This window comes from Streptosporangium sp. NPDC000563 (assembly GCF_040299985.1).
GTDB lineage: Bacteria > Actinomycetota > Actinomycetes > Streptosporangiales > Streptosporangiaceae > Streptosporangium.
In genome coordinates this window covers 220565-239865 of record NZ_JBEPDA010000001.1, presented here as the reverse complement: position 1 = coordinate 239865, position 19301 = coordinate 220565, and the positions used below count along the sequence as shown (strand labels likewise).

General features: G+C 70.6%; 17 protein-coding genes and 1 riboswitch. Of the genes, 13 read left to right on the top strand and 4 right to left on the bottom strand.

All coding sequences use genetic code 11. The features are described from left to right. The first annotated feature begins 275 nt into the window (after window positions 1-275). The 7 genes from ftsH (at window position 276) to ABT352_RS01125 (ending at window position 5958) form a co-directional block, all read left to right on the top strand. On the top strand, window positions 276-2282 hold the full coding sequence (gene ftsH, locus ABT352_RS01155) for an ATP-dependent zinc metalloprotease FtsH (protein ID WP_350941550.1): 2007 nt from the start codon (window positions 276-278) through the stop codon (window positions 2280-2282). After that, window positions 2279-2869, top strand: a complete 591-nt coding sequence (folE, locus tag ABT352_RS01150) for a GTP cyclohydrolase I FolE (RefSeq protein ID WP_350941549.1) — start codon at window positions 2279-2281, stop codon at window positions 2867-2869. The genes ftsH and folE overlap by 4 nt, the downstream gene beginning before the upstream one ends. A 312-nt stretch (window positions 2870-3181) precedes the next feature. Further along, complete coding sequence (folP, locus tag ABT352_RS01145) at window positions 3182-4033, top strand: dihydropteroate synthase (RefSeq protein WP_350941548.1); 852 nt, start codon at window positions 3182-3184, stop codon at window positions 4031-4033. Next, window positions 4030-4470 carry a nuclear transport factor 2 family protein gene (locus ABT352_RS01140; RefSeq protein ID WP_350941547.1) on the top strand — a complete coding sequence of 147 codons (441 nt, stop codon included), beginning with the start codon at window positions 4030-4032 and terminating at the stop codon, window positions 4468-4470. Before folP ends, ABT352_RS01140 begins: the two co-directional genes overlap by 4 nt. A 170-nt stretch (window positions 4471-4640) precedes the next feature. Continuing rightward, window positions 4641-5015 carry a dihydroneopterin aldolase gene (gene folB / locus ABT352_RS01135; protein WP_350943518.1) on the top strand — a complete coding sequence of 125 codons (375 nt, stop codon included), beginning with the start codon at window positions 4641-4643 and terminating at the stop codon, window positions 5013-5015. Continuing rightward, the gene (gene folK / locus ABT352_RS01130) at window positions 5012-5509 is read left to right on the top strand and encodes a 2-amino-4-hydroxy-6-hydroxymethyldihydropteridine diphosphokinase (RefSeq protein WP_350941546.1); all 498 of its coding nucleotides are present in this window, start codon (window positions 5012-5014) and stop codon (window positions 5507-5509) included. Before folB ends, folK begins: the two co-directional genes overlap by 4 nt. Then, on the top strand, window positions 5506-5958 hold the full coding sequence (locus ABT352_RS01125) for a DUF3180 domain-containing protein (protein ID WP_350941545.1): 453 nt from the start codon (window positions 5506-5508) through the stop codon (window positions 5956-5958). Before folK ends, ABT352_RS01125 begins: the two co-directional genes overlap by 4 nt. A gap of 22 nt (window positions 5959-5980) precedes the next feature. Here the strand turns inward: ABT352_RS01125 and ABT352_RS01120 are convergent, their stop codons facing one another. Genes ABT352_RS01120 through ABT352_RS01110 form a run of 3 tightly spaced genes read right to left on the bottom strand, consistent with a single transcriptional unit; the run spans window position 5981 to window position 9809 of the window. Then, a complete protein-coding gene (locus tag ABT352_RS01120; protein ID WP_350941543.1) occupies window positions 5981-7300 on the bottom strand; it encodes an acyltransferase family protein in 1320 nt (439 codons plus the stop codon). Window positions 7301-7317: 17 nt separating this feature from the next. After that, window positions 7318-8502, bottom strand: a complete 1185-nt coding sequence (locus ABT352_RS01115; RefSeq protein WP_350941541.1) for an NADH-quinone oxidoreductase subunit D — start codon at window positions 8500-8502, stop codon at window positions 7318-7320. Between the two features lie 17 nt (window positions 8503-8519). Further along, the gene (locus tag ABT352_RS01110; RefSeq protein ID WP_502992736.1) at window positions 8520-9809 is read right to left on the bottom strand and encodes an aminotransferase class V-fold PLP-dependent enzyme; all 1290 of its coding nucleotides are present in this window, start codon (window positions 9807-9809) and stop codon (window positions 8520-8522) included. A gap of 52 nt (window positions 9810-9861) precedes the next feature. Next, a riboswitch (SAM riboswitch) is annotated at window positions 9862-9977 on the bottom strand. Window positions 9978-10218: 241 nt separating this feature from the next. On the opposite strand from ABT352_RS01110, the gene ABT352_RS01105 reads away from it, so the two are divergent. Further along, the gene (locus tag ABT352_RS01105) at window positions 10219-11166 is read left to right on the top strand and encodes a TerC family protein (protein WP_350941539.1); all 948 of its coding nucleotides are present in this window, start codon (window positions 10219-10221) and stop codon (window positions 11164-11166) included. Window positions 11167-11185: 19 nt separating this feature from the next. Then, window positions 11186-12385 carry a cytochrome P450 gene (locus ABT352_RS01100; RefSeq protein WP_350941538.1) on the top strand — a complete coding sequence of 400 codons (1200 nt, stop codon included), beginning with the start codon at window positions 11186-11188 and terminating at the stop codon, window positions 12383-12385. 172 nt (window positions 12386-12557) lie between these two features. Here ABT352_RS01100 and ABT352_RS01095 read toward each other — a convergent pair whose 3' ends face one another. Next, window positions 12558-13592, bottom strand: coding sequence for an SAM-dependent methyltransferase (locus ABT352_RS01095; protein ID WP_350941536.1), 1035 nt, complete (start codon window positions 13590-13592; stop codon window positions 12558-12560). Window positions 13593-13845: 253 nt separating this feature from the next. Here ABT352_RS01095 and ABT352_RS01090 point away from each other — a divergent pair, with 253 nt between their 5' ends. From ABT352_RS01090 to ABT352_RS01075, 4 genes are all read left to right on the top strand, one after another. After that, window positions 13846-14736, top strand: coding sequence for a Rossmann-like and DUF2520 domain-containing protein (locus tag ABT352_RS01090; protein WP_350941534.1), 891 nt, complete (start codon window positions 13846-13848; stop codon window positions 14734-14736). 122 nt (window positions 14737-14858) lie between these two features. Next, window positions 14859-15662, top strand: coding sequence for a pantoate--beta-alanine ligase (gene panC, locus ABT352_RS01085; RefSeq protein ID WP_502992832.1), 804 nt, complete (start codon window positions 14859-14861; stop codon window positions 15660-15662). A 203-nt stretch (window positions 15663-15865) separates the two neighbouring features. Further along, complete coding sequence (locus ABT352_RS01080) at window positions 15866-18514, top strand: L-aspartate oxidase (RefSeq protein WP_350941531.1); 2649 nt, start codon at window positions 15866-15868, stop codon at window positions 18512-18514. After that, window positions 18514-19296, top strand: coding sequence for a type III pantothenate kinase (locus ABT352_RS01075; RefSeq protein ID WP_350941530.1), 783 nt, complete (start codon window positions 18514-18516; stop codon window positions 19294-19296). The genes ABT352_RS01080 and ABT352_RS01075 overlap by 1 nt, the downstream gene beginning before the upstream one ends. Window positions 19297-19301 lie beyond the last annotated feature (5 nt).

Here is a 19301-nt window from a genome sequence, read left to right as displayed (position 1 = left end):
ACGCCCTGCGCGAAGTGTGTCATTCACAAACGCGACATTGCCCATAGCGGCGGGGAACACGGACCTACCTGACGTACGTTGGTAGGGCAAAGCCGGTCTGTCCGCGCGGTGACCCCGCGCGCCATGCCGGTGTACCTTCGGACAACCGAAGAGGTGGCCTCCCGCCGTCTCTGGGTAGTCAGTTGGAGCGGTTAGGGATACCGCGAGCCCCGGGTTCGCCCGGGGTTGCCAGGCTCTGGTCAGGAAGGGACGGGCCCGCCGGGGTTCCGCATCGGATGGATCTCAAGCGATTTACACGTGGGCCACTGCTGTGGATCCTGGGCATCGTCGTTCTGCTCCTTCTCGTCACCACGATGTGGGGCGGTGAGGGCGACTTCGAGAGGCGAGACACCTCACAGATCGTCAGCTGGATCGACGAGGGCAAGGTCTCCAACGCCAAGATCATCGACAAGGACCAGCGCATCGAGGTCACTCTGACCGACAAGAAGCGCTACTACTCCATGTGGGTGACCGGCCAGGGCATACAGCTCGCCGACAAGCTGCAGGCGGCGGAGTCGGCCAACAAGCTGCCCGGTGGATACAACGTCGAGGTGCCCAGGGAGAACTTCCTTCTCGGGCTCCTGGTGAGCTTCCTGCCGATCGTCATCATCGTGCTGATCTTCCTGTTCATCATGAACCAGATGCAGGGCGGCGGCTCGCGGGTGATGAACTTCGGCAAGTCGAAGGCGAAACTCATCACCAAGGACACCCCCAAGACCACCTTCGCCGACGTCGCGGGTGCCGACGAGGCGATCGAGGAGCTCCAGGAGATCAAGGAGTTCCTGCAGGCCCCGACGAAGTTCCAGGCGATCGGCGCCAAGATCCCCAAGGGCGTCCTGCTCTACGGCCCGCCCGGCACCGGTAAGACCCTGCTCGCCAGGGCCGTCGCCGGTGAGGCCGGGGTGCCGTTCTACTCCATCTCCGGTTCCGACTTCGTCGAGATGTTCGTCGGCGTCGGCGCCTCCCGGGTCCGCGACCTGTTCGAGCAGGCGAAGGCGAACGCTCCGGCGATCATCTTCATCGACGAGATCGACGCGGTGGGCCGCCACCGCGGTGCCGGTCTCGGCGGCGGCCACGACGAGCGCGAGCAGACGCTGAACCAGCTCCTCGTCGAGATGGACGGCTTCGACGTCAAGGGCGGCGTGATCCTGATCGCCGCGACGAACCGCCCCGACATCCTCGACCCGGCGCTGCTGCGCCCCGGTCGTTTCGACCGCCAGGTCACCGTCGACCGCCCCGACCTGGAGGGCCGCAAGGGCATCCTCAAGGTGCACGGCCGCGGCAAGCCCTTCGCCGAGGGCGTCGACCTCGACATCATCGCCCGCAGGACGCCCGGTTTCACCGGTGCCGACCTGGCCAACGTGATCAACGAGGCCGCGCTGCTCACCGCCCGGGCCGACCAGAAGCTGATCACGATGGAGCTGCTCGAGGAGTCCATCGACCGGGTGATGGCCGGTCCCGAGCGCAAGTCGCGCCTCATGTCGGACCAGGAAAAGAAGATCATCGCGTACCACGAGGGCGGACACGCCCTGGTCGCGCACGCGCTGCCCAACTCCGACCCGGTCCACAAGATCACGATTCTGTCCCGCGGACGCGCCCTCGGCTACACGATGACGCTGCCGATGGAGGACAAGTTCCTCGCGACCCGCTCGGAGATGCTGGACCAGCTCGCGATGCTCCTCGGTGGCCGTACGGCCGAAGAGCTCGTCTTCCACGAGCCCACCACCGGCGCCTCCAACGACATCGAGAAGGCCACCTCCATCGCCCGCCGCATGGTCACCGAGTACGGCATGAGCGAGCAGCTCGGCGCCCGTAAGTTCGGCAGCGGCAACGGCGAGGTCTTCCTCGGCCGCGAGATGGGTCACGAGCGCGACTACTCCGAGAAGATCGCCTCCACGATCGACGAGGAGGTCCGCCGCCTCATCGAGTCCGGCCACGACCAGGCCTGGGAGATCCTCGTCGAATACCGCGACGTGCTCGACAACCTGGTGCTTGAGCTGATGGAGAAGGAGACCCTCTCCCGCGACCAGGTCCTGCAGATCTTCGCCCCGGTCGTCGTCAGGGAGAAGAGGCCCTCCTACTCCGGTTACGGCAAGCGGCTGCCCTCCAACCGCCCGCCGATCCTCTCCCGCAAGGAGCAGTCGGGCAACGGCACGCTCCCCCCGGGCGAGCAGGCCGACGGCAACGGCGCCCTTCCGGCGGGGACGGGGCACCCCGACACCGCGCCCAAGGACGTGAATTGAGCGTGGCGGGTGCCAGGCCGCTCCAGGTCGACACGGTCCGGCTGGAAAACGCTGTTCGTGAGATCCTCATCGCCATCGGTGAGGATCCCGACCGTGACGGGCTCCAGGCGACCCCCGCCAGGGTCGCCCGCGCCTACGCCGAGCAGTTCGCCGGGCTGGGGCAGACCCCGGAAGACGTCCTGACCACGGTCTTCGACGTCGACCACGACGAGATGGTGCTCGTCCGCGACATCGAGGTCTACTCGACCTGCGAGCACCACCTCGTGCCGTTCCACGGCGTCGCCCACGTCGGCTACATCCCCAACGAGAAGGGCCAGGTCACCGGCCTGTCCAAGCTCGCCCGCCTCGTCGACGTGTACGCCAGGCGTCCCCAGGTGCAGGAGAGGATGACCTCCCAGATCGCCGACGCGCTCATGAACGTGCTGGAGCCGCGGGGGGTGATCGTGGTGATCGAGTGTGAGCACCTCTGCATGACCATGCGGGGTGTGCGCAAGCCCGGTGCCAAGACGATCACCTCGGCCGTGCGCGGAAGCTTCCGCGACAGTGACAAGACCCGCGCCGAGGCGATGGCCCTCATCATCCGCTGATCGCCTTCACGCGTGCATTCGAGACACACCCCGTCAGGACCGCCGATCGGCGGCCCCGGCGGGGTTTCCGCGTTGTGGAGGGTTGTGGCCGGAAGCCCTGATTCTCCGTCACGGCCGACCGGTGCCTGGTACGTTGCTCGCGTCGGACGCCGCCGGGCGTACGCCGCCCGCGTCCGCAGGAGCTGGAGGAGAACGCATGCCGGCCAGACGTCCCCGAGGGCCGTCCGCCCGGTGACGGGTGTGCGGATTCGTTATGGCACAAGCCGGACCCACGAGACGGGCGTATGGTGCGCAACGCCTAGGCTGGTCGCCATGACGACGTGGAGTGTGCCCGGGCTGCCGGACGCGGGCCGGTGCCTCGTTATGGGCGTGGTCAACGTCACTCCCGACTCCTTCTCCGACGGCGGCAGGTGGTTCGACCCGGTGGTGGCCGTGCGTCACGGCCTGGAGCTGGTCGAGCAGGGCGCCGACATCGTCGACGTGGGCGGCGAGTCCACCAGGCCCGGCGCCGCGCGGGTGCCCCTGGAGGAGGAGCTGGCCAGGGTCGAGCCGGTGATCAGGGAGCTGAGCCGCGAGGGCGTCACCGTGAGCGTCGACACCATGCGGGCCGAGGTCGCCCAGATGGCCGTGGAGGCAGGGGCGAAACTGGTCAACGACGTGAGCGGAGGGCTCGCCGACCCGGCGATGCCGAGGGTCGTGGCCGCCTCGGGCGTGCCGTACGTGGTGATGCACTGGCGGGGGCACAGTCACGCCATGGACCGCAGGGCCGTGTACGGCGACGTGGTGACCGAGGTGCGCGAGGAGCTCGCCAAGCGGGTCGCCTCCGTGCTGGCCGAAGGCGTGGCCGAGGAGCAGATCGTGCTCGATCCGGGGCTGGGCTTCTCCAAGCACCCCGAACACAACTGGGCTCTGATCGCGGGCATCGACAGGCTCGGAGAGCTGGGATACCCGCTGATCATCGGAGCCTCGCGGAAACGCTTCCTGGGTCGCCTCCTGGCCGACCGGGACGGCGCGCCGCGCCCTTTCAGTCGTAGTGACGACGCCACGCTCGCCGTGACCGCGCTCGCCGCGCAGGCGGGGGCCTGGTGTGTACGCGTGCACGACGTCCGCCCGAACGCGGACGCCGTCCGTGTGGCTGCCGCAGTTCAGGGAGCGAGATCATGAGCGTCGACACCACCGCCGTCGAGACGGTCAACCAGGCGTTCTACACCGCCATCGAGGACGCCGACCTCGACAGGATGACCGAGATCTGGGCCGAGGACATCGAGGGTGAGCAGGTGAGCTGCGTCCACCCCGGCTGGCCGATCGTGAACGGCCGGCAGGAGGTGCTGCGCTCGTGGGCGCTCATCATGGCCAACACGCCCTACATCCAGTTCGTGCTGACCGACGTGCGGGTCATGGTCCTGGGCGACGTCGCCATCCTCACCTGCGAGGAGAACATCCTCACCGCCGGCGACGAAGGTGACGCCAGCTTCGCGGCGGGCAAGGTGGTCGCGAGCAACACCTTCGTGCGGACGTCGGCGGGGTGGCGGCTCTGGCTGCACCACGGCTCGCCCGTGCTGCAGGGGGACGACGAGGACGAGGACGAGGAGGCCGCGTGATCGACGCCGAGACCCCCTCGTCCCCCGAGACGCCCCTGCGGATCGACGACGCCGTCAGCGACCTGATCGGGGATCCGGCCGACGAGCCGGTCGGCGGCCCGGCCGAGGGTTCGCTTCGAGACCCGCTGGAAGGTCCGGCCCCCGGCGCGTACGGGGACGCGGCGCACGGCCTGCCGCCGGGCGCGGCCGACCGGATCAGCCTGAAGGGGCTGCGGGTGCGCGGCCGGCACGGCGTGCTGGCCGCGGAGCGGGAGCTCGGCCAGGAGTTCGTCGTCGACGTCACCCTCTTCCTCGACACGGCGCCGGCGGCGGCCGGGGACGATCTGACCAGGACCGTCCACTACGGCGAGCTCGCCGAGGACCTCGCGGAGGTCGTGCGGGGCGAGCCGGTCGACCTGATCGAGACCCTCGCCCAGCGCCTCGCCGACGTCTGTCTCGCCCGCGAGCTCGTCCAGGTGGCGGAGGTGAGCGTGCACAAACCCGCCGCGCCGATCCCGCTGCCGTTCGACGACGTGATCGTGACGATCACCCGGGGCCGGGCATGAGGGTGGTCCTGGCGCTCGGCGGCAACCTGGGCGACCGGTTCGAGACCCTGAGGGGCGCGCTCGACGCCCTCTTCGAGAAGCCGGATCTCACGTTCGTCGCGGTGTCGCCGGTCTACGAGACCGACCCGGTCGGCGGTCCCGAGCAGGGCGCCTATCTCAACGCGGTGGTGATCGCCGAGAGCGCGCTGGAACCTCGGGCGCTCCTCGATCGTGCTCACAGTGTGGAGAACACCTTCGGCAGGGTCCGGGTGGAGCGCTGGGGAGCGCGCACGCTGGACATCGACCTGATCACCGTGGGGGACGTCGTGATGGACGATCCCGACCTCACCCTGCCGCACCCCAGAGCGCACGAGCGCGCGTTCGTGCTGGTCCCCTGGGTGCGGGCCGATCCCGGGGCGGTCCTGTCCGGGCGCCGGGTGGCCGACCTGCTCGCCGGTCTCGACCAGGGTTACGTACGGCCGCGTCCCGACCTGATCCTGCGGGGGCCCGCGTGAGGCCGACCCGCCCCGGCGTTCTCGTCGGGCTTCTCATCGTGTTCGCGATCCTCACCTGGGCGCTGCTCAGGCCGCTCTACTCGTCCCTGCCGACCGTGCCGTGGACGGCGATCCCGACGGTGCTGCTGCTCGCGATCGGCGAGTTCTACACCGGGTGGATGACGAAGGCCAGGATCGAGCGCAAGCCCGACACCGAGCCGGTCGAGCCCCTCGCCGTGGCCCGTCTGGCCGCCCTCGCCAAGGCCTCCGCGTTCGGTGGCGCGGTCTTCGGCGGGATCTTCGCCGGGTTCACCGTCCACACGGTGGAGATGCTGGAGCAGGAGGTCCCCCGCAGGGACTTCTTCATCACCGGCGGGTCGCTGCTGGCGTGCGTGCTGCTGGTCTGCGCGGCCCTGTACCTGGAGCACTGCTGCCGGGTTCCCAAGGACTCCGCGGGCGACGAGCGCTGAGACCCCGCGCTGAGACACCGCGCTAGCGGCGCCTCGCCGTCCACTGGCGTCCGAAGAGCATGATGACCGGAAGCGTGCAGATCAGCGCTCCGGCGATGGCGAGGGGACGCTCCAGCCACCAGAACAGGTCCAGCCGTACCCTCTCGCCGGGTCCGCTGCCCACCAGCCACCAGGTGAGCGCCACCCAGATCGCCATGCCGGTCGTGTGGAACAGGAACAGCGGGAGCGCGAACCGGTTCACCGTCTCGTTCACGCGCTGCCACCTGGGCCGTACGAGCAGGCGTTCCATGGACGGCCTCAGCACCTCCACCAGGCCGATCTGGAAGATCAGCAGGGCCACGATGACGAAGGTGGGCGGCGCCATGTTGGACAGCTTGTCGCCGGGAACGCCCACCATCGACCCGGGGTAGATGCCCGAGTAGACCAGGCCGAAGAGGGCGAACAGCCCGGTCCACAGGATGGCGACGTCGAAGCGGCGGGGAAGCGCCACCACCCGGTCGTAGAAGAATCCGGCCTGGTGGGCGAGTCCCCAGACGATGATCATGTTGAGCCAGCCCACGGCCTCGTACCCGTAGCGCAGCCGCAGCACGTCGACGACGAGCGCCGCCCCCGCCAGCCAGATCAGGGCGAGCACGTCGTAGCGCCGGTGCAGCCAGAGCGCGATCGGCAGCAGGGCGATCAGCACGAGGTAGACGCCGATGAACCAGAGCGGGCTGATGACGAGCAGGACCACGCGGCCCATCCACTCGATCCCGAACGCCCACGTCACGATCGCACCGAACACGATCCAGGTCCCGGCGAGCGCGAGCGCGGGGATCGCGAGACTCCGGATGCGCCGCCACACGAAGGTGCCGATGCCGACCCCGCGCTCGCAGGCCCGGTTCCACGACAGGAGGTGCACGTATCCGCCCACGTAGAAGAAGAGCGGCAGCACCTGCAGCAGCCACGTGAGGATCCACAGCCCCGAGGTGAAGCCCAGCGGGCTCGTCGGCGAGGGGCCGTCGGGCCCCCACTGCAGGATCGTGAACGCCCAGTGCCAGACGACCACGACGATCAGGCTGAGCGCGCGCAGCCAGTCGACGTAGCGGTCCCGCCGCGGCCCGTCCGTGGCGGGAGGCAGCTCGGCCGGTACGGAATCCGAGGTCGCGGTGGTTCCGGGGCGGCTCTCGGTGGTTTCCGAAGTCCCAGAGGTTCCTGGCGTCCCTGGCGTTCCGGATGGCCCGGAGGTTTTCGGCGTTCCGGGGGTTTCCCGGGATTTCGAGGCGGAGGGCGCGGGAGGAGCGGGAGGAGGTGTGGAGGGTACGGGGGGCGCCCCCTCCTGGTCTCCGCCGGATTCGATCATGCGGTTACAACCGTGCCTTACTTGTCGATGTCGCCGACGACGAAGAACATCGAGCCCAGAATGGCGACCATGTCCGAGACCAGGTGGCCGGGGAGCATCTCGCGCAGCACCTGGACGTTGTTGAAGGAGGCCGAGCGGAGCTTCATCCGCCACGGCGTCTTCTCCCCGCGCGAGACCAGGTAGTAGCCGTTGAGGCCCAGCGGGCTCTCCGTCCAGGCGTAGGTGTGGCCCTCGGGCACCTTCAACACCTTGGGCAGGCGCTGGTTGACCGGCCCCGGGGGCAGGTCGACGAGCCGCTCCACGCAGGCGTCGGCCAGGTCGAGGGAGACCTTCACCTGTTCGAGCAGCACCTCGAACCGGGCGTGGCAGTCTCCCGCCGACCGGGTGACGACCTTCACCGGCAACTCGCCGTAGGCGAGGTACGGCTCGTCCCTGCGCAGGTCGAGGTCGACGCCGGAGGCGCGGGCGATCGGGCCGCTCACCCCGTACTGCATGATCGTCTCGCGGTCGAGGACGCCCACCCCGCGCGTGCGGGCGAGGAAGATCTCGTTGTCGGCGATGAGGTTCTCGATGTCGGGCAGTCGCCGCCGCACGTCGGCCACGGCCTGGGCGACCCGGCCCGTCCACCCCGCGGGGATCTCCTCCTTGAGGCCGCCGACCCGGTTGAACATGTAGTGCATGCGCCCGCCGGAGATCTCCTCCATCACGGCCTGGAGGGTCTCGCGCTCCCGGAACGCGTAGAAGACCGGGGTGATCGCGCCGAGCTCCAGCGGGTAGGAGCCGAGGAACATCAGGTGGCTGAGCACCCGGTTGAGCTCGGCCATCAGCGTGCGCGTCCAGACCGCCCTCGCCGGCACCTCCATGCCGAGCATCCGCTCCACCGCGAGCACGACGCCCAGCTCGTTGGCGAACGCGGACAGCCAGTCGTGCCGGTTCGCCAGCACGATGATCTGCCGGTAGTCGCGCACCTCGAAGAGCTTCTCGGCGCCCCGGTGCATGTAGCCCACGATCGGCTCGGCGGAGCCGATCCGCTCCCCGTCCAGCGTGAGCCGCAGCCGCAGCACACCGTGCGTGGACGGGTGCTGCGGCCCGATGTTGAGGACCATGTCCTCGGTCGCGAGGTCCTTGCCGTCCGCCCCCCGTACGGCCTCGGCTCCAGCCCCCATCCCCACGCTCAGCTCACGGCGCGCGCCTTCAGTCATAGGGCCATGCTGTCACGTCAGCCGCGCGAGGCAAGATCCCGCAGGGCGCCGATCAGTCGGTCGACGTGCTCGGAGGTGGTCCCGATGCCGATGGAGGCGCGGACGGCGGAGGCGGTGACGTCGTCGCAGCCGCCGTCCTTGGCGCCCAGCAGGTGCCGTACGAAGGGGTGGGCGCAGAACTTGCCGTCGCGGACCCCGATGCCGTAGTCGCCGGACAGGGCCTCGGCGACCTCGCGGGCGGTGAAGCCGTCCACCACGAAGGAGACGATGCCGACGCGCGGGTGGTCCGGGCCCCACAGGGACAGCTCGTGGACGCCGGGGACACCTGCGAGGCCCGCCCTCAGGCGCCGGAGGAGGTGCTCCTCCTCGCGGACCAGCGGGGTCCAGCCGGTGGCGGACAGCGCGTCGCAGGCCGCGGCGAGCGCGATGGCGCCCAGCACGTTCGGGGTTCCGGCCTCGTGCCGCGCCTCGGGGTCGTCGTGCCACTCGGTGTCGTCGTCGTTCACGGCCTTCACCGCCCCGCCGCCCCGCAGGTACGGCTCGGCGTCGGCGAGCCAGTCGGAACGGCCGATCAGCGCGCCCGTGCCGAACGGCGCGTAGAGCTTGTGGCCGGAGAAGACCACGTAGTCCAGGTCGAGGGCCGTCAGGTTGAGGCGGCGGTGCGGGACGAGCTGCGCGGCGTCGACGAGGACGCGGGCACCGTGGCGGTGGGCGATGTGGGCGAGCGCGGCGATCGGCCACAGCTCCCCGGTGACGTTGGAGGCGGCGGTCACGACGAGCAGCTTGGGGCCGTCGATCGAGGCGAGGGCGTCGTCGACGGCGCGGACGGCCTCACCGGGGAAGGCGGGGGCCGCGAGCCGCACGACCCGCTCCCAGGGCAGCAGCGAGGCGTGGTGCTCGGTGTCGAAGACCACGGTGGTGGTGCCCTCGGGCAGGCTGCGGGCCAGCAGGTTGGTCGCGTCCGTGGTGTTGCGGGTGAAGATCACCGAGTCGTCGGGGCGGGCGCCGACGAAGGCCCGCACCGTGTGTCTGGCCTGCTCGTAGCGGGCCGTGGTCAGCTGGGACGCGTACCCGGCGCCGCGGTGGACGCTGGAGTAGGCCGGGAGCGCGGCGGCGACGGCGGCGCTCACCGGCTCCAGACAGGGGGCGCTCGCGGCGTAGTCGAGGTTGGCGTAGCGGACGAGCCTGCCGCCCCTGACCGGGACCTCCAGGTCCGAGCCGAGCACGGCCGGGATCGGCCGGTCACCGGACGCGCGGGTCTCGGGGACGGCGGGGGTGGCGGGGGTGCTGATCGTGAGGGTGGACACGCCATGGCTCCTTCGAGGTCATCGGACCCCAACCCATGGCACAGGTGCCTGGAGCCCGCGCTTGCCCGGCATACCTCGTGCCGGACCAGGTCCTCACCCGGGGCACCCCGCCGCGGACGCGAGGGTTGCCGGCCAGCGAGCCGGGGCTTGTCACTGGCACTCATGACCTACGGAGGCACTATAACCGACGTCCCGCGGTGGCCCGCAAGTCCGAAAGGTGAGCGTCCTGGTATCCGGGGCAGGAGCCGGCGCCTGGGAGCGTCCGGCGAATTGACGGCGAGTTGTGATGAAAGGAAGGAACTCGGGGCCTTTCCCGGTCGTCCTGGAGTCAGCCGAAGAAGGTCAAGCCGGCTGGATGATCGCGCGTTCGAGCGTTGGCCGAAGAAATCGGCCGAAGAAGGAGAAGGCCATGGATTGGGTGACCAACCCCGAGATATGGATAGGTTTTTTCACCCTTGTCGCCCTGGAGATCGTCCTGGGGATCGACAACATCATCTTCATCTCGATCCTGGTGGGCAAGCTCCCGCCCGCGCAGCGTGACAGGGCACGCAAGATCGGTATTTCCGTCGCCCTGCTCAGCCGTCTCCTCCTGTTGTTCGCGCTGTCGTGGGTGGTGAGGCTCACGACGCCGATGTTCGAGGTCTTCGGGCAGGGGATATCGGGGCGCGACCTGATCCTGATACTCGGAGGCCTGTTCCTGCTGGGCAAGAGCGTCCACGAGATGCACAGCAGCCTGGAGGGGGACTCCCACCACTCCGAGGGCAAGGTGGCGGCGTCCTTCACCTCGGTGATCATCCAGATCATGATCCTCGACGTCGTCTTCTCGCTCGACTCGGTGATCACCGCGGTCGGCATGGTCGACGAGCTGGGCGTCATGATCGCGGCCGTCATCGTCTCGGTCATCGTGATGCTGATCGCCTCCGGGCCGATCAGCCGCTTCGTGGACCGGCACCCGAGCATCAAGATGCTCGCCCTGTCCTTCCTGGTGCTGATCGGCGTCGTGCTCATCGCCGAGGGGTTCGAGCAGCACATCCCCAAGGGCTACATCTACTTCGCGATGGCGTTCTCGCTGCTGGTGGAGCTGCTGAACATCCGGATGCGCGGCAAGGCGGGCAGGCGCAAGCCGGTCGAGCTGCGTTCTCGCTACGGTGCCGAGGACCAGTCGGGTCGTACGGACTCGGTGGACGGCACGGACGGCACGGCCCCGAAGGACTCGGTGGACCTTGCGCACCGGGCCGATCCTGAGGCTCCGGTGACCGCGGTGGCCCAGGGGGTTCCGGCGAGCCGGACCGGTCCCGCGGACGGAGTGGATGAATCATCCGAAAAGGGAAATTCGGACAAGCGGCCCGACTCCTGACCAGGATTACGATGATTACGTGCGCTTTGATCCCTGGAATCCGGAATTCGTCGCCCATCCCTACGACGTCTACGACGAGCTGAGGCGGGAGCGGCCGGTCGGCTTCTTCGAGCCGACCGGCCAATGGCTGGTGGTGAGGCACGCCGACGTCAACGCGCTGCTGCGAGACCGCAGGCTCGGCCGGTCCTACCTGCACATGGCCTCGCACCAGGAGTTCGGCAGGCCGGACGACCCCGAGTTCCAGGACCCGTTCTGGCGGGTGATCAGGGCAGGGATGCTCGACGTCGAGCCGCCGGTGCACACCAGGCTCCGGCGGCTGGTCTCGAAGGCGTTCACCCCCCGCATGGTCCAGGCCCTCCGCCCCAAGATCGCCCGCATGGCCGAGGAGCTCGTGGACGTCTTCGTCGAGCGCGGCGGAGGCGACCTGATCGCCGAGGTCGCCGAGCCGCTCCCGGTCACCGTGATCGCCGAGATGCTCGGCATCCCCGAGTCCGACCGGCACCTGCTGCGCCCCTGGTCGGCCGACATCTGCGGCATGTACGAGCTCCAGCCGTCGGTCGAGGCCCAGCACACCGCCGTACGGGCGGCCGAGGAGTTCTCCGCCTATCTCGTCGAGCTGGCCCGCGCCCGAAGGGCCGACCCCGGCGACGACCTGATCAGCGCGCTCGCCCTGGTGGCCGACGAGGGCGACCGGCTCACCGAGGAGGAACTGGTCGGCACCTGCGTGCTGCTGCTCAACGCCGGACACGAGGCCACCGTGAACGTCACCGGCAACGGCTGGTGGTCGCTCTTCCGCAACCAGGCGGAACTCGACCGGCTCCGCGCCGACCACACCCTGCTGCCCACGGCGATCGAGGAGCTGATGCGCTGGGACACCCCGCTGCAGATGTTCGAACGCTGGGTGCTCGAGGACGTCTCGGTGGGCGGGATCGACATCCCGCGCGGCTCCGAGGTGGCGCTGCTGTTCGGCTCGGCCAACCGCGATCCCGAGGTCTTCGCCGACCCCGCCCGCCTGGACGTGGGCCGGGCCGACAACCCGCACATCTCCTTCGGCGCCGGCATCCACTTCTGCCTCGGGGCGCCGCTGGCCAGGGTGGAGCTGATCGAATCCTTCGGCGCCCTCCTGCGCAAGGCGCCGAAGATGGAACTCGTCACCGAACCCACCTGGGGTCCCGGCTACGTCATCCGGGGCCTCACCGCCCTCGATGTGCGGGTCTGAACCGGTCCGGAGCACACGGTGGCCGGCGACGACCCGGACCGCGACAACCCGGACCGCGACAACCCGGACCGCACCGTATCCCGCGACATCCCGCGGCCCGACGGCCCGGTCCGGGGCGCATCCCATCGGTGTCGGCGAAGCGATCGGTCGTTCCGCCGGGGGCTCGCCACTCTCAGTGGCGGCTCTGAGAGAGCCAGCCGAAGCCGCCGAGGCCGCCGGGGGCGATGAGCTCGGCCTCCTCGGAGGCCCTTGTGAGGGCCCGCAGGTAGCCGCGCGGGTCGTTTCCCGCCTGCTCGACCGGCGGACGGCTCCCGGTGACGCCCAGGGCGCGCAACGCCTCGCGCTGCGTGGTCAGCGCCGTCGTGACGGCTCCGGCGCTCTCGCCGGAGGCCGCGCAGGCGTCGAGCGCCACGTGGGCGGTGATGTCGCACGACCCGTCGGGCACGGGCGCGACCGTCGCTCCGTCCCGGTATCCGGCGAGCGTGCCGTACGGCGGCCGGTCGTCCAGCGCGTGGGAGTAGTCGATCGCGATCGCCCGGCCGCGCGCCAGCCGTACGATCACCGAGGCCCACGCCCTGTCGCGGGGCCTGCCGATCTCGGCACGCTCGCCGGGGGCCCGCATCCGCCACCAGCGGGCCAGCCACGCGAGATCCGCCTCGGAGGGGCTGTCACCGAGCCGCTCCTCACCGTTCGTGATGTTGACCAGGACCAGCCGGGGGCCGTCGGCCGTCTGCTCCACGATGTCGACGGGGACGTTGTCGAGCCACTCGTTGGCGATCACCAGCCCGTGGATCCCGTCCGGCGCGGCCTTCGCCCAGACGATCTCCTCGGGCAGCGCCGAAGGCCGGGGCGCCAGGTCGACCGCGGTGACCCGCAGTCTCGACCGGAGCGCGGGCGGCGCCGCGGCGAGCACACCGGCCGCCAGCCTGCCCTCACCGGCGCCGATGTCGACCAGGTCGAGCACCTCGGGGCCGCCCAGAGCCTCGTCGATCGCGGCCAGCTCGCGCAGCACGGCCTCGGCGAAGACGGGGGAGGCGCCGACCGAGGTCCGGAAATGGCTGGAGGGACGCTCCCGGAGATAGAAGCCGCTCTCGCCGTAGAGGGCGTGCTCCATCGCGGCACGCCAGGTGAGCCACACGCTCTCAGACGCTACCCGCCGGGGCGAGGGAACGAGATCGACGCGCGCCGACGCTTCGAGTGAGTGCATGACCGCATTCTGTCATCGGTTTGCACGATCGTTGTCGACGCCACGTCGGCGCGTCGCCGTCCGAATCACCGTATGGGCCGGGTTTCCGGGCTCTTTCGTGGGTCACGTACGCTCCCGGTGTGCCCGATCCGGGCATACCGGGAGGAGACCTCGCCTCCGTTGCCGAACACGCGTCTTGACGCGGTCGCGACAGCACGGCCCGTTACTCTGGTCAATCGGGCACGGAACCCACATGGTCGAAGGACGGGACGTCATGGACGCAGTCGATCGCCCGGCACGGCTGGCCGTCGGAGTGGTTGGAGCGGGCAAGGTCGGTTCGGCGCTCGGCGCCGCGCTCGTCAGGGCGGGGCACCGGGTGGTCGCGACGAGCGGCGTCTCCGACGCCTCCAGGGAGCGGGCGGTCGAGCGGCTCGGGCTCGTCCCCGCGAGACCCGAGGACGTGGTGGCGGGCGCGGATCTCGTCCTGCTCACCGTCCCCGACGACGTACTGCCGGACCTGGTCTCCGGCCTGGTGGAGACCGGCGCCGACCTGCGCGGCAAGCTGGTGGCGCACACCAGCGGCGCGTACGGCCTCGCCGTGCTGAACCCGGCGATCAAGGCCGGGGCGCTGCCGCTCGCACTGCACCCCGTGATGACCTTCACCGGCCGCGACGACGACCTGCGCCGCCTCACCGGGATCTCGTACGGGGTGACCGCTCCCGACGCGCTTCGCCCGGTGGCCGAGGCCCTTGTCATCGAGATGGAGGGCGAGCCGGTCTGGATCGCCGACGAGGACCGGCCGCTCTACCACGCGGCCCTGGCGGGGGCGGCCAACCACATGGTGACGCTCGTCGCGGAGTCCTCGGAACTGCTGGAGAGGATCGGCGTGGAGCAGCCGGGCAGGATGCTCGGCCCGCTGCTCGGCGCGGCCCTGGAGAACGTGCTGCGGCTCGGCATCGCGGGGCTGACCGGCCCGGTGGTGCGCGGCGACGCGGGGACCGTCCGCAGACACGTGGACGCGCTCATCCTCGCCGCCCCCGAGGCGGCGGACGCCTACGTGGCGCTGGCCAGACTCACCGCCGACCGGGCGCTGGCGGCCGGGTTGCTCAAGCCCGAGGCCGCCGAGCGCCTTCTGGACGCCCTCGGCGGCAACAAATGGACCTGAACCCCCGGGAGGTTCCAATGATCGTGGCGGACGACCGTGCGGGGCTGCTCAAGGCCCGCGAGACCCTGGGGATCGGCGCGGGCGCCTTTTCCGGGGGAAGCGCGCTGGCGCTCGTACCGACGATGGGCGCGCTGCACGAGGGACACCGCTCGCTCATCCGGCTGGCCCGCGAGAGGGCCGCGCACGTGGCGGTGAGCATCTTCGTGAACCCGCTCCAGTTCGGGCCCACCGAGGACTACTCCCGCTATCCCCGTACGTTCGACGCCGACCTCGAAGCCTGCGCGGCCGAGGGGGTGGGCGTGGTGTTCGCCCCTTCGGCCGAGGACATGTACCTGCCGGACAGGCAGGTCGGCGTGTCCGCGGGCGAGATGGGTTCGGTCGTCGAGGGGGAGTTCAGGCCGGGCCACCTCGACGGCGTGCTGACCGTGGTGCTGAAGCTGTTCAACCTGGTCCAGCCGGACGTGGCGGTGTTCGGGCAGAAGGACGCCCAGCAGCTCGCGATGATCCGCAGGATGGTCGCCGACCTGAACCTGCCGGTCTCGATCCTCGGGGGGCCCACGGTCCGCGAGCCGGACGGTCTGGCGCTGTCCAGCCGCAACCGTTACCTGTCGCGGGACGATCGGGTGGCGGCCCTCGCCCTGTCCCGCGCCCTTGAGGCCGGGGCCGGGCAGGCTCTCGACCGCGGTGACGGCGCGACCCGCACCCTTGGGGTGGGAGCCGGGCGGCGCGCGCCCGCGGAGATCCGCCGGGCCGCCCTCGCCGTCCTGGAGGCCGAGCCGTCGCTCGCGGTCGACTACCTCGTCCTGGTCGACCCGGCGACCTTCGCGGAGGTCGGCGACGACCACACGGGTGAGGCGATCCTCGCGGTGGCCGCGAGGGTGGGGTCCACCAGGTTGATCGACAACGTCACGCTCGACATTCGCTGATCCGCGGCCGTTCGGCGGCGGGGCCCGTGAGTCGCGGAGGAGGGCTCCCGTTTCGACCTCCGTCGGGGTGTACGGTCCCGAGCTGCCATGATTTCGGCATTCGGGCGAAATGTCCTACCCCGGGGAACAGCCGATTCGCGGGGGGCGTTATCGTCACACTGACGAAATGAACGGCCTCTAACGAGCCCCGCGAGGAGGCGGCTATGAGCATCCCGGCCATTCCCCAGAGGTTGACCGCTCCCGCTCCGGGCTGGACGGTACGGGCGGACGTGGTCGTGGTGGGCTCCGGCATCGCCGGCCTCACCCTGGCACTGCGGTCCGCCGCCCTCGACCCCGGGGCGAAGGTCCTCGTCGTCACCAAGGACGTCCTGTCCTCGGGATCGACCCGCTGGGCACAGGGCGGCATCGCCGCCGTGCTCGACCCGCGGGACACCCCCGAGGAACATCTCTCCGACACGCTCGTCGCCGGAGTGGGCCTCTGCGACGAGGAGGCCGTCCGGACCCTGGTGACCGAGGGGCCCGACGCGCTGCGCGGCCTGATCGCGATGGGCGCCCGGTTCGACACCGACGCCTCGGGGGCACTCCAGCTCACCAGGGAGGGCGGCCACCGGCGCGACCGCATCGTGCACGCGGGAGGCGACGCCACCGGGGCCGAGGTGCAGAGGGCGCTCGTCCAGGCCGTGAGGGAGTCGGGGATCGAGGTGATCGAGCACGCGCTCGTCCTCGACCTCCTCAAGGACGCCGAGGGCCGCACCGCGGGGGTGACCCTGCACGTCATGGGCGAGGGTGAGCGCGACGGGGTGGGCGCGGTCACGGCTGGGGCCGTGGTGCTGGCCACGGGAGGCATGGGACAGGTCTACTCGGCCACCACCAACCCCCTCGTCTCCACCGGCGACGGAGTGGCGCTCGCGCTGCGCGCGGGCGCCGTCGTCAGGGACCTGGAGTTCGTCCAGTTCCACCCGACCGTCCTCTGGCTCGGCGAGCACTCCACCGGCCAGCAGCCGCTGATCTCCGAGGCGGTGAGGGGCGAGGGGGCCGTGCTGGTCGACGCGGACGGCACCCGGTTCATGCGCGACGTCCACGAGCTCGCGGACCTCGCCCCCCGCGACGTCGTGGCGAAGGCGATCATGCGGCGGATGCGCGCCACCGGCGCCGACCACGTCTATCTCGACGCCCGCCACTTCGGCGAGGAGAAGTGGCGCACCCGCTTCCCGACGATCCACGCGGTCTGCCTGGAACACGGCATCGACCCGGTCACCCAGCCGATCCCCGTCGCGCCCGCCGCCCACTACGCCAGCGGCGGTGTCCGCGCCGACCTGCGCGGCCGTACCAGCGTGCCCGGCCTGTACGCGTGCGGCGAGGTCGCGTGCACCGGCGTGCACGGCGCCAACCGGCTCGCCTCCAACTCCCTGCTGGAAGGTCTGGTCTTCGCCGGGCGCATCGCCGCCGACATCCACGAGGCGCGTACCGTCCTCGCCGGGAGCGCCGGGAGCGCCGGGAGCGCCGGGAGCGCCGGGAGCGTCGGGAGTGTGACGCGGCCGGTCGAAGACGAGCCGGCCGCGAGTGGGGCGGTCGTGGGCGAGCCGGCGACGGGTGGGCCGGTCGCCGATGAACGGCCCACCGGACTGATCGACCCCAGGGCCCGGAGCAGGATCCAGGGGCACATGAGCCGGGGAGCGAGCGTGCTGCGCGGCCAGGAGTCCCTGGGAGAGGTCGCCAGGGCCCTGCTGAACCTCAGGTGGACCCCGGTGGTGGTCGAGCCGTGCACCGAGTCCTGGGAGACCACCAACCTGCTGACGGTCGCCTCCGCGCTCGTGGCGGCCGCCCGCGAACGCGAGGAGACCCGGGGGTCACACTGGCGTGAGGACTTTCCCGAGCGGAACGACGACCGGTGGCTGGGCCACCTCGACATCACCCTGACAGCGGAGGGGCTGGCCATGACATACGCACCGCACGGGCGGCGCGCGAGCGCGCTGCCGCCCCAGGTGGAGAACGACCTCATCGAGGCGGGCCTGGACCCGAGGGCGGTGACCGCGGTCCTGGAGGCCGCCGCGGCCGAGGACCTGCAGGAGGGGGGCGACGTCACCAGTGTCGCCACCATCCCCGCCGACCAGACCGCCACCGCCGACGTGGTGGCCCGCGCCGACGGCGTGGTCGCGGGGCTGGCCGTGGCCGAGGGCGCGTTCTCCCACCTCAGCCAGGGCCGCCTGGTGACCGAGCGCAGGGTCAAGGACGGCGAGCGCGTCGCCGTCGGCGACGTGCTGATGACCGTCACCGGTCCCACCAGGGACCTGCTGACCGCCGAGCGCACCGCGCTCAACCTGCTCACCCACCTGTCCGGCATCGCGACCCTGACCGGCCACTGGGTCCGGGCCGTCGAGGGGACCGGGGCCAGGATCAGGGACAGCCGCAAGACGCTGCCGGGACTGCGGGCCCTGGAGAAGTACGCCGTCCGGTGCGGCGGCGGAACCAATCACCGCATGTCACTTTCGGACGCCGCGCTGATCAAGGACAATCACGTGGTGGCCTCGGGTGGGGTCGCCGAGGCGTTCCGGGCGGTCCGTGACGCCTTTCCCGGCCTGCCGATCGAGGTCGAGGTCGATCGGATCGACCAGATCGAGCCGGTGCTGGCCGAGGGAGCGGAGGAGATCCTGTTGGACAATTTCACCGTCGAGGAGCTGGCGCGGGCCGTACGGCTGGTGGACGGCAGGGCGCGGCTGGAGTCCAGCGGGGGACTGACCCTCCAGGTCGCTCGTGCCGTGGCGGAAACGGGTGTTGACTACCTTGCCGTGGGCGCGCTCACGCATTCGGCGCCGGCGCTGGACATCGCCTTGGACCTTCGGGGGAATTGATGCTGCTTGCCATCGACGTCGGCAACACTCACACCGTTCTCGGACTCTTCGAGGGTGAGGACGTCATCGAGCACTGGCGGATCGCCACGGACGCCCGGCGCACGGCTGACGAGATCGCCGTCGTGCTCCAGGGGCTGCTCGGGCAGTCGCCGCTGCTCAAGGGCGCCGACGTCAACGGCATCGTGATCTGCTCCACCGTCCCCTCGGTGCTCAACGAGATGCGTGAGATGTGCCGCCGCTACTACGGCGACGTGAACGCGGTGATCGTCGAGCCGGGCGTCCGCACCGGGGTGCCGGTGCGGATGGACAACCCGAAGGAGGTCGGCAGCGACCGCATCGTCAACGCGCTGGCGGCGATCCAGCTGTACGGCGGGCCGTGCGTCATCGTCGACTTCGGCACCGCGACCTCCTTCGACGCCGTCTCCGCCAAGGGGGAGTACGTCGGCGCGGTGACCGCCCCCGGCATCGAGATCTCGGTGGACGCGCTTGCCACGGCGGGGGCGCAACTCCACAAGGTGGAGCTGATCCGTCCTCGCTCCGTGATCGCGAAGAACACCGTCGAGGCGCTTCAGGCCGGCATCATCTACGGCTTCGCCGGCCAGGTCGACGGGATCGTCGAGCGGATGGCGGCGGAGCTCGCCGACGACCCCGACGACGTCACCGTGGTCGCCACCGGCGGCGCGGCGCCGCTCGTGGTGAGCGAGGCCCGCTCGATCGACATGCACGAGCCCTGGCTCACGCTGATCGGCCTGCGCCTGATCTACCACCGCAACACGCCCTGAGGACG

Excerpts from the sequence above, each read along its gene's own strand:
- ftsH (WP_350941550.1), top strand. The coding sequence starts at position 276 with ATGGATCTCAAGCGATTTACACGTGGGCCACTGCTGTGGATCCTGGGC.
- folP (WP_350941548.1), top strand. The coding sequence starts at position 3,182 with ATGACGACGTGGAGTGTGCCCGGGCTGCCGGACGCGGGCCGGTGCCTC.
- ABT352_RS01140 (WP_350941547.1), top strand. The coding sequence starts at position 4,030 with ATGAGCGTCGACACCACCGCCGTCGAGACGGTCAACCAGGCGTTCTAC.
- folK (WP_350941546.1), top strand. The coding sequence starts at position 5,012 with ATGAGGGTGGTCCTGGCGCTCGGCGGCAACCTGGGCGACCGGTTCGAG.
- ABT352_RS01120 (WP_350941543.1), bottom strand. The coding sequence starts at position 7,300 with ATGATCGAATCCGGCGGAGACCAGGAGGGGGCGCCCCCCGTACCCTCC.
- ABT352_RS01115 (WP_350941541.1), bottom strand. The coding sequence starts at position 8,502 with ATGACTGAAGGCGCGCGCCGTGAGCTGAGCGTGGGGATGGGGGCTGGA.
- ABT352_RS01105 (WP_350941539.1), top strand. The coding sequence starts at position 10,219 with ATGGATTGGGTGACCAACCCCGAGATATGGATAGGTTTTTTCACCCTT.
- ABT352_RS01095 (WP_350941536.1), bottom strand. The coding sequence starts at position 13,592 with ATGCACTCACTCGAAGCGTCGGCGCGCGTCGATCTCGTTCCCTCGCCC.
- ABT352_RS01090 (WP_350941534.1), top strand. The coding sequence starts at position 13,846 with ATGGACGCAGTCGATCGCCCGGCACGGCTGGCCGTCGGAGTGGTTGGA.
- panC (WP_502992832.1), top strand. The coding sequence starts at position 14,859 with ATGGGCGCGCTGCACGAGGGACACCGCTCGCTCATCCGGCTGGCCCGC.
- ABT352_RS01080 (WP_350941531.1), top strand. The coding sequence starts at position 15,866 with ATGAGCATCCCGGCCATTCCCCAGAGGTTGACCGCTCCCGCTCCGGGC.
- ABT352_RS01075 (WP_350941530.1), top strand. The coding sequence starts at position 18,514 with ATGCTGCTTGCCATCGACGTCGGCAACACTCACACCGTTCTCGGACTC.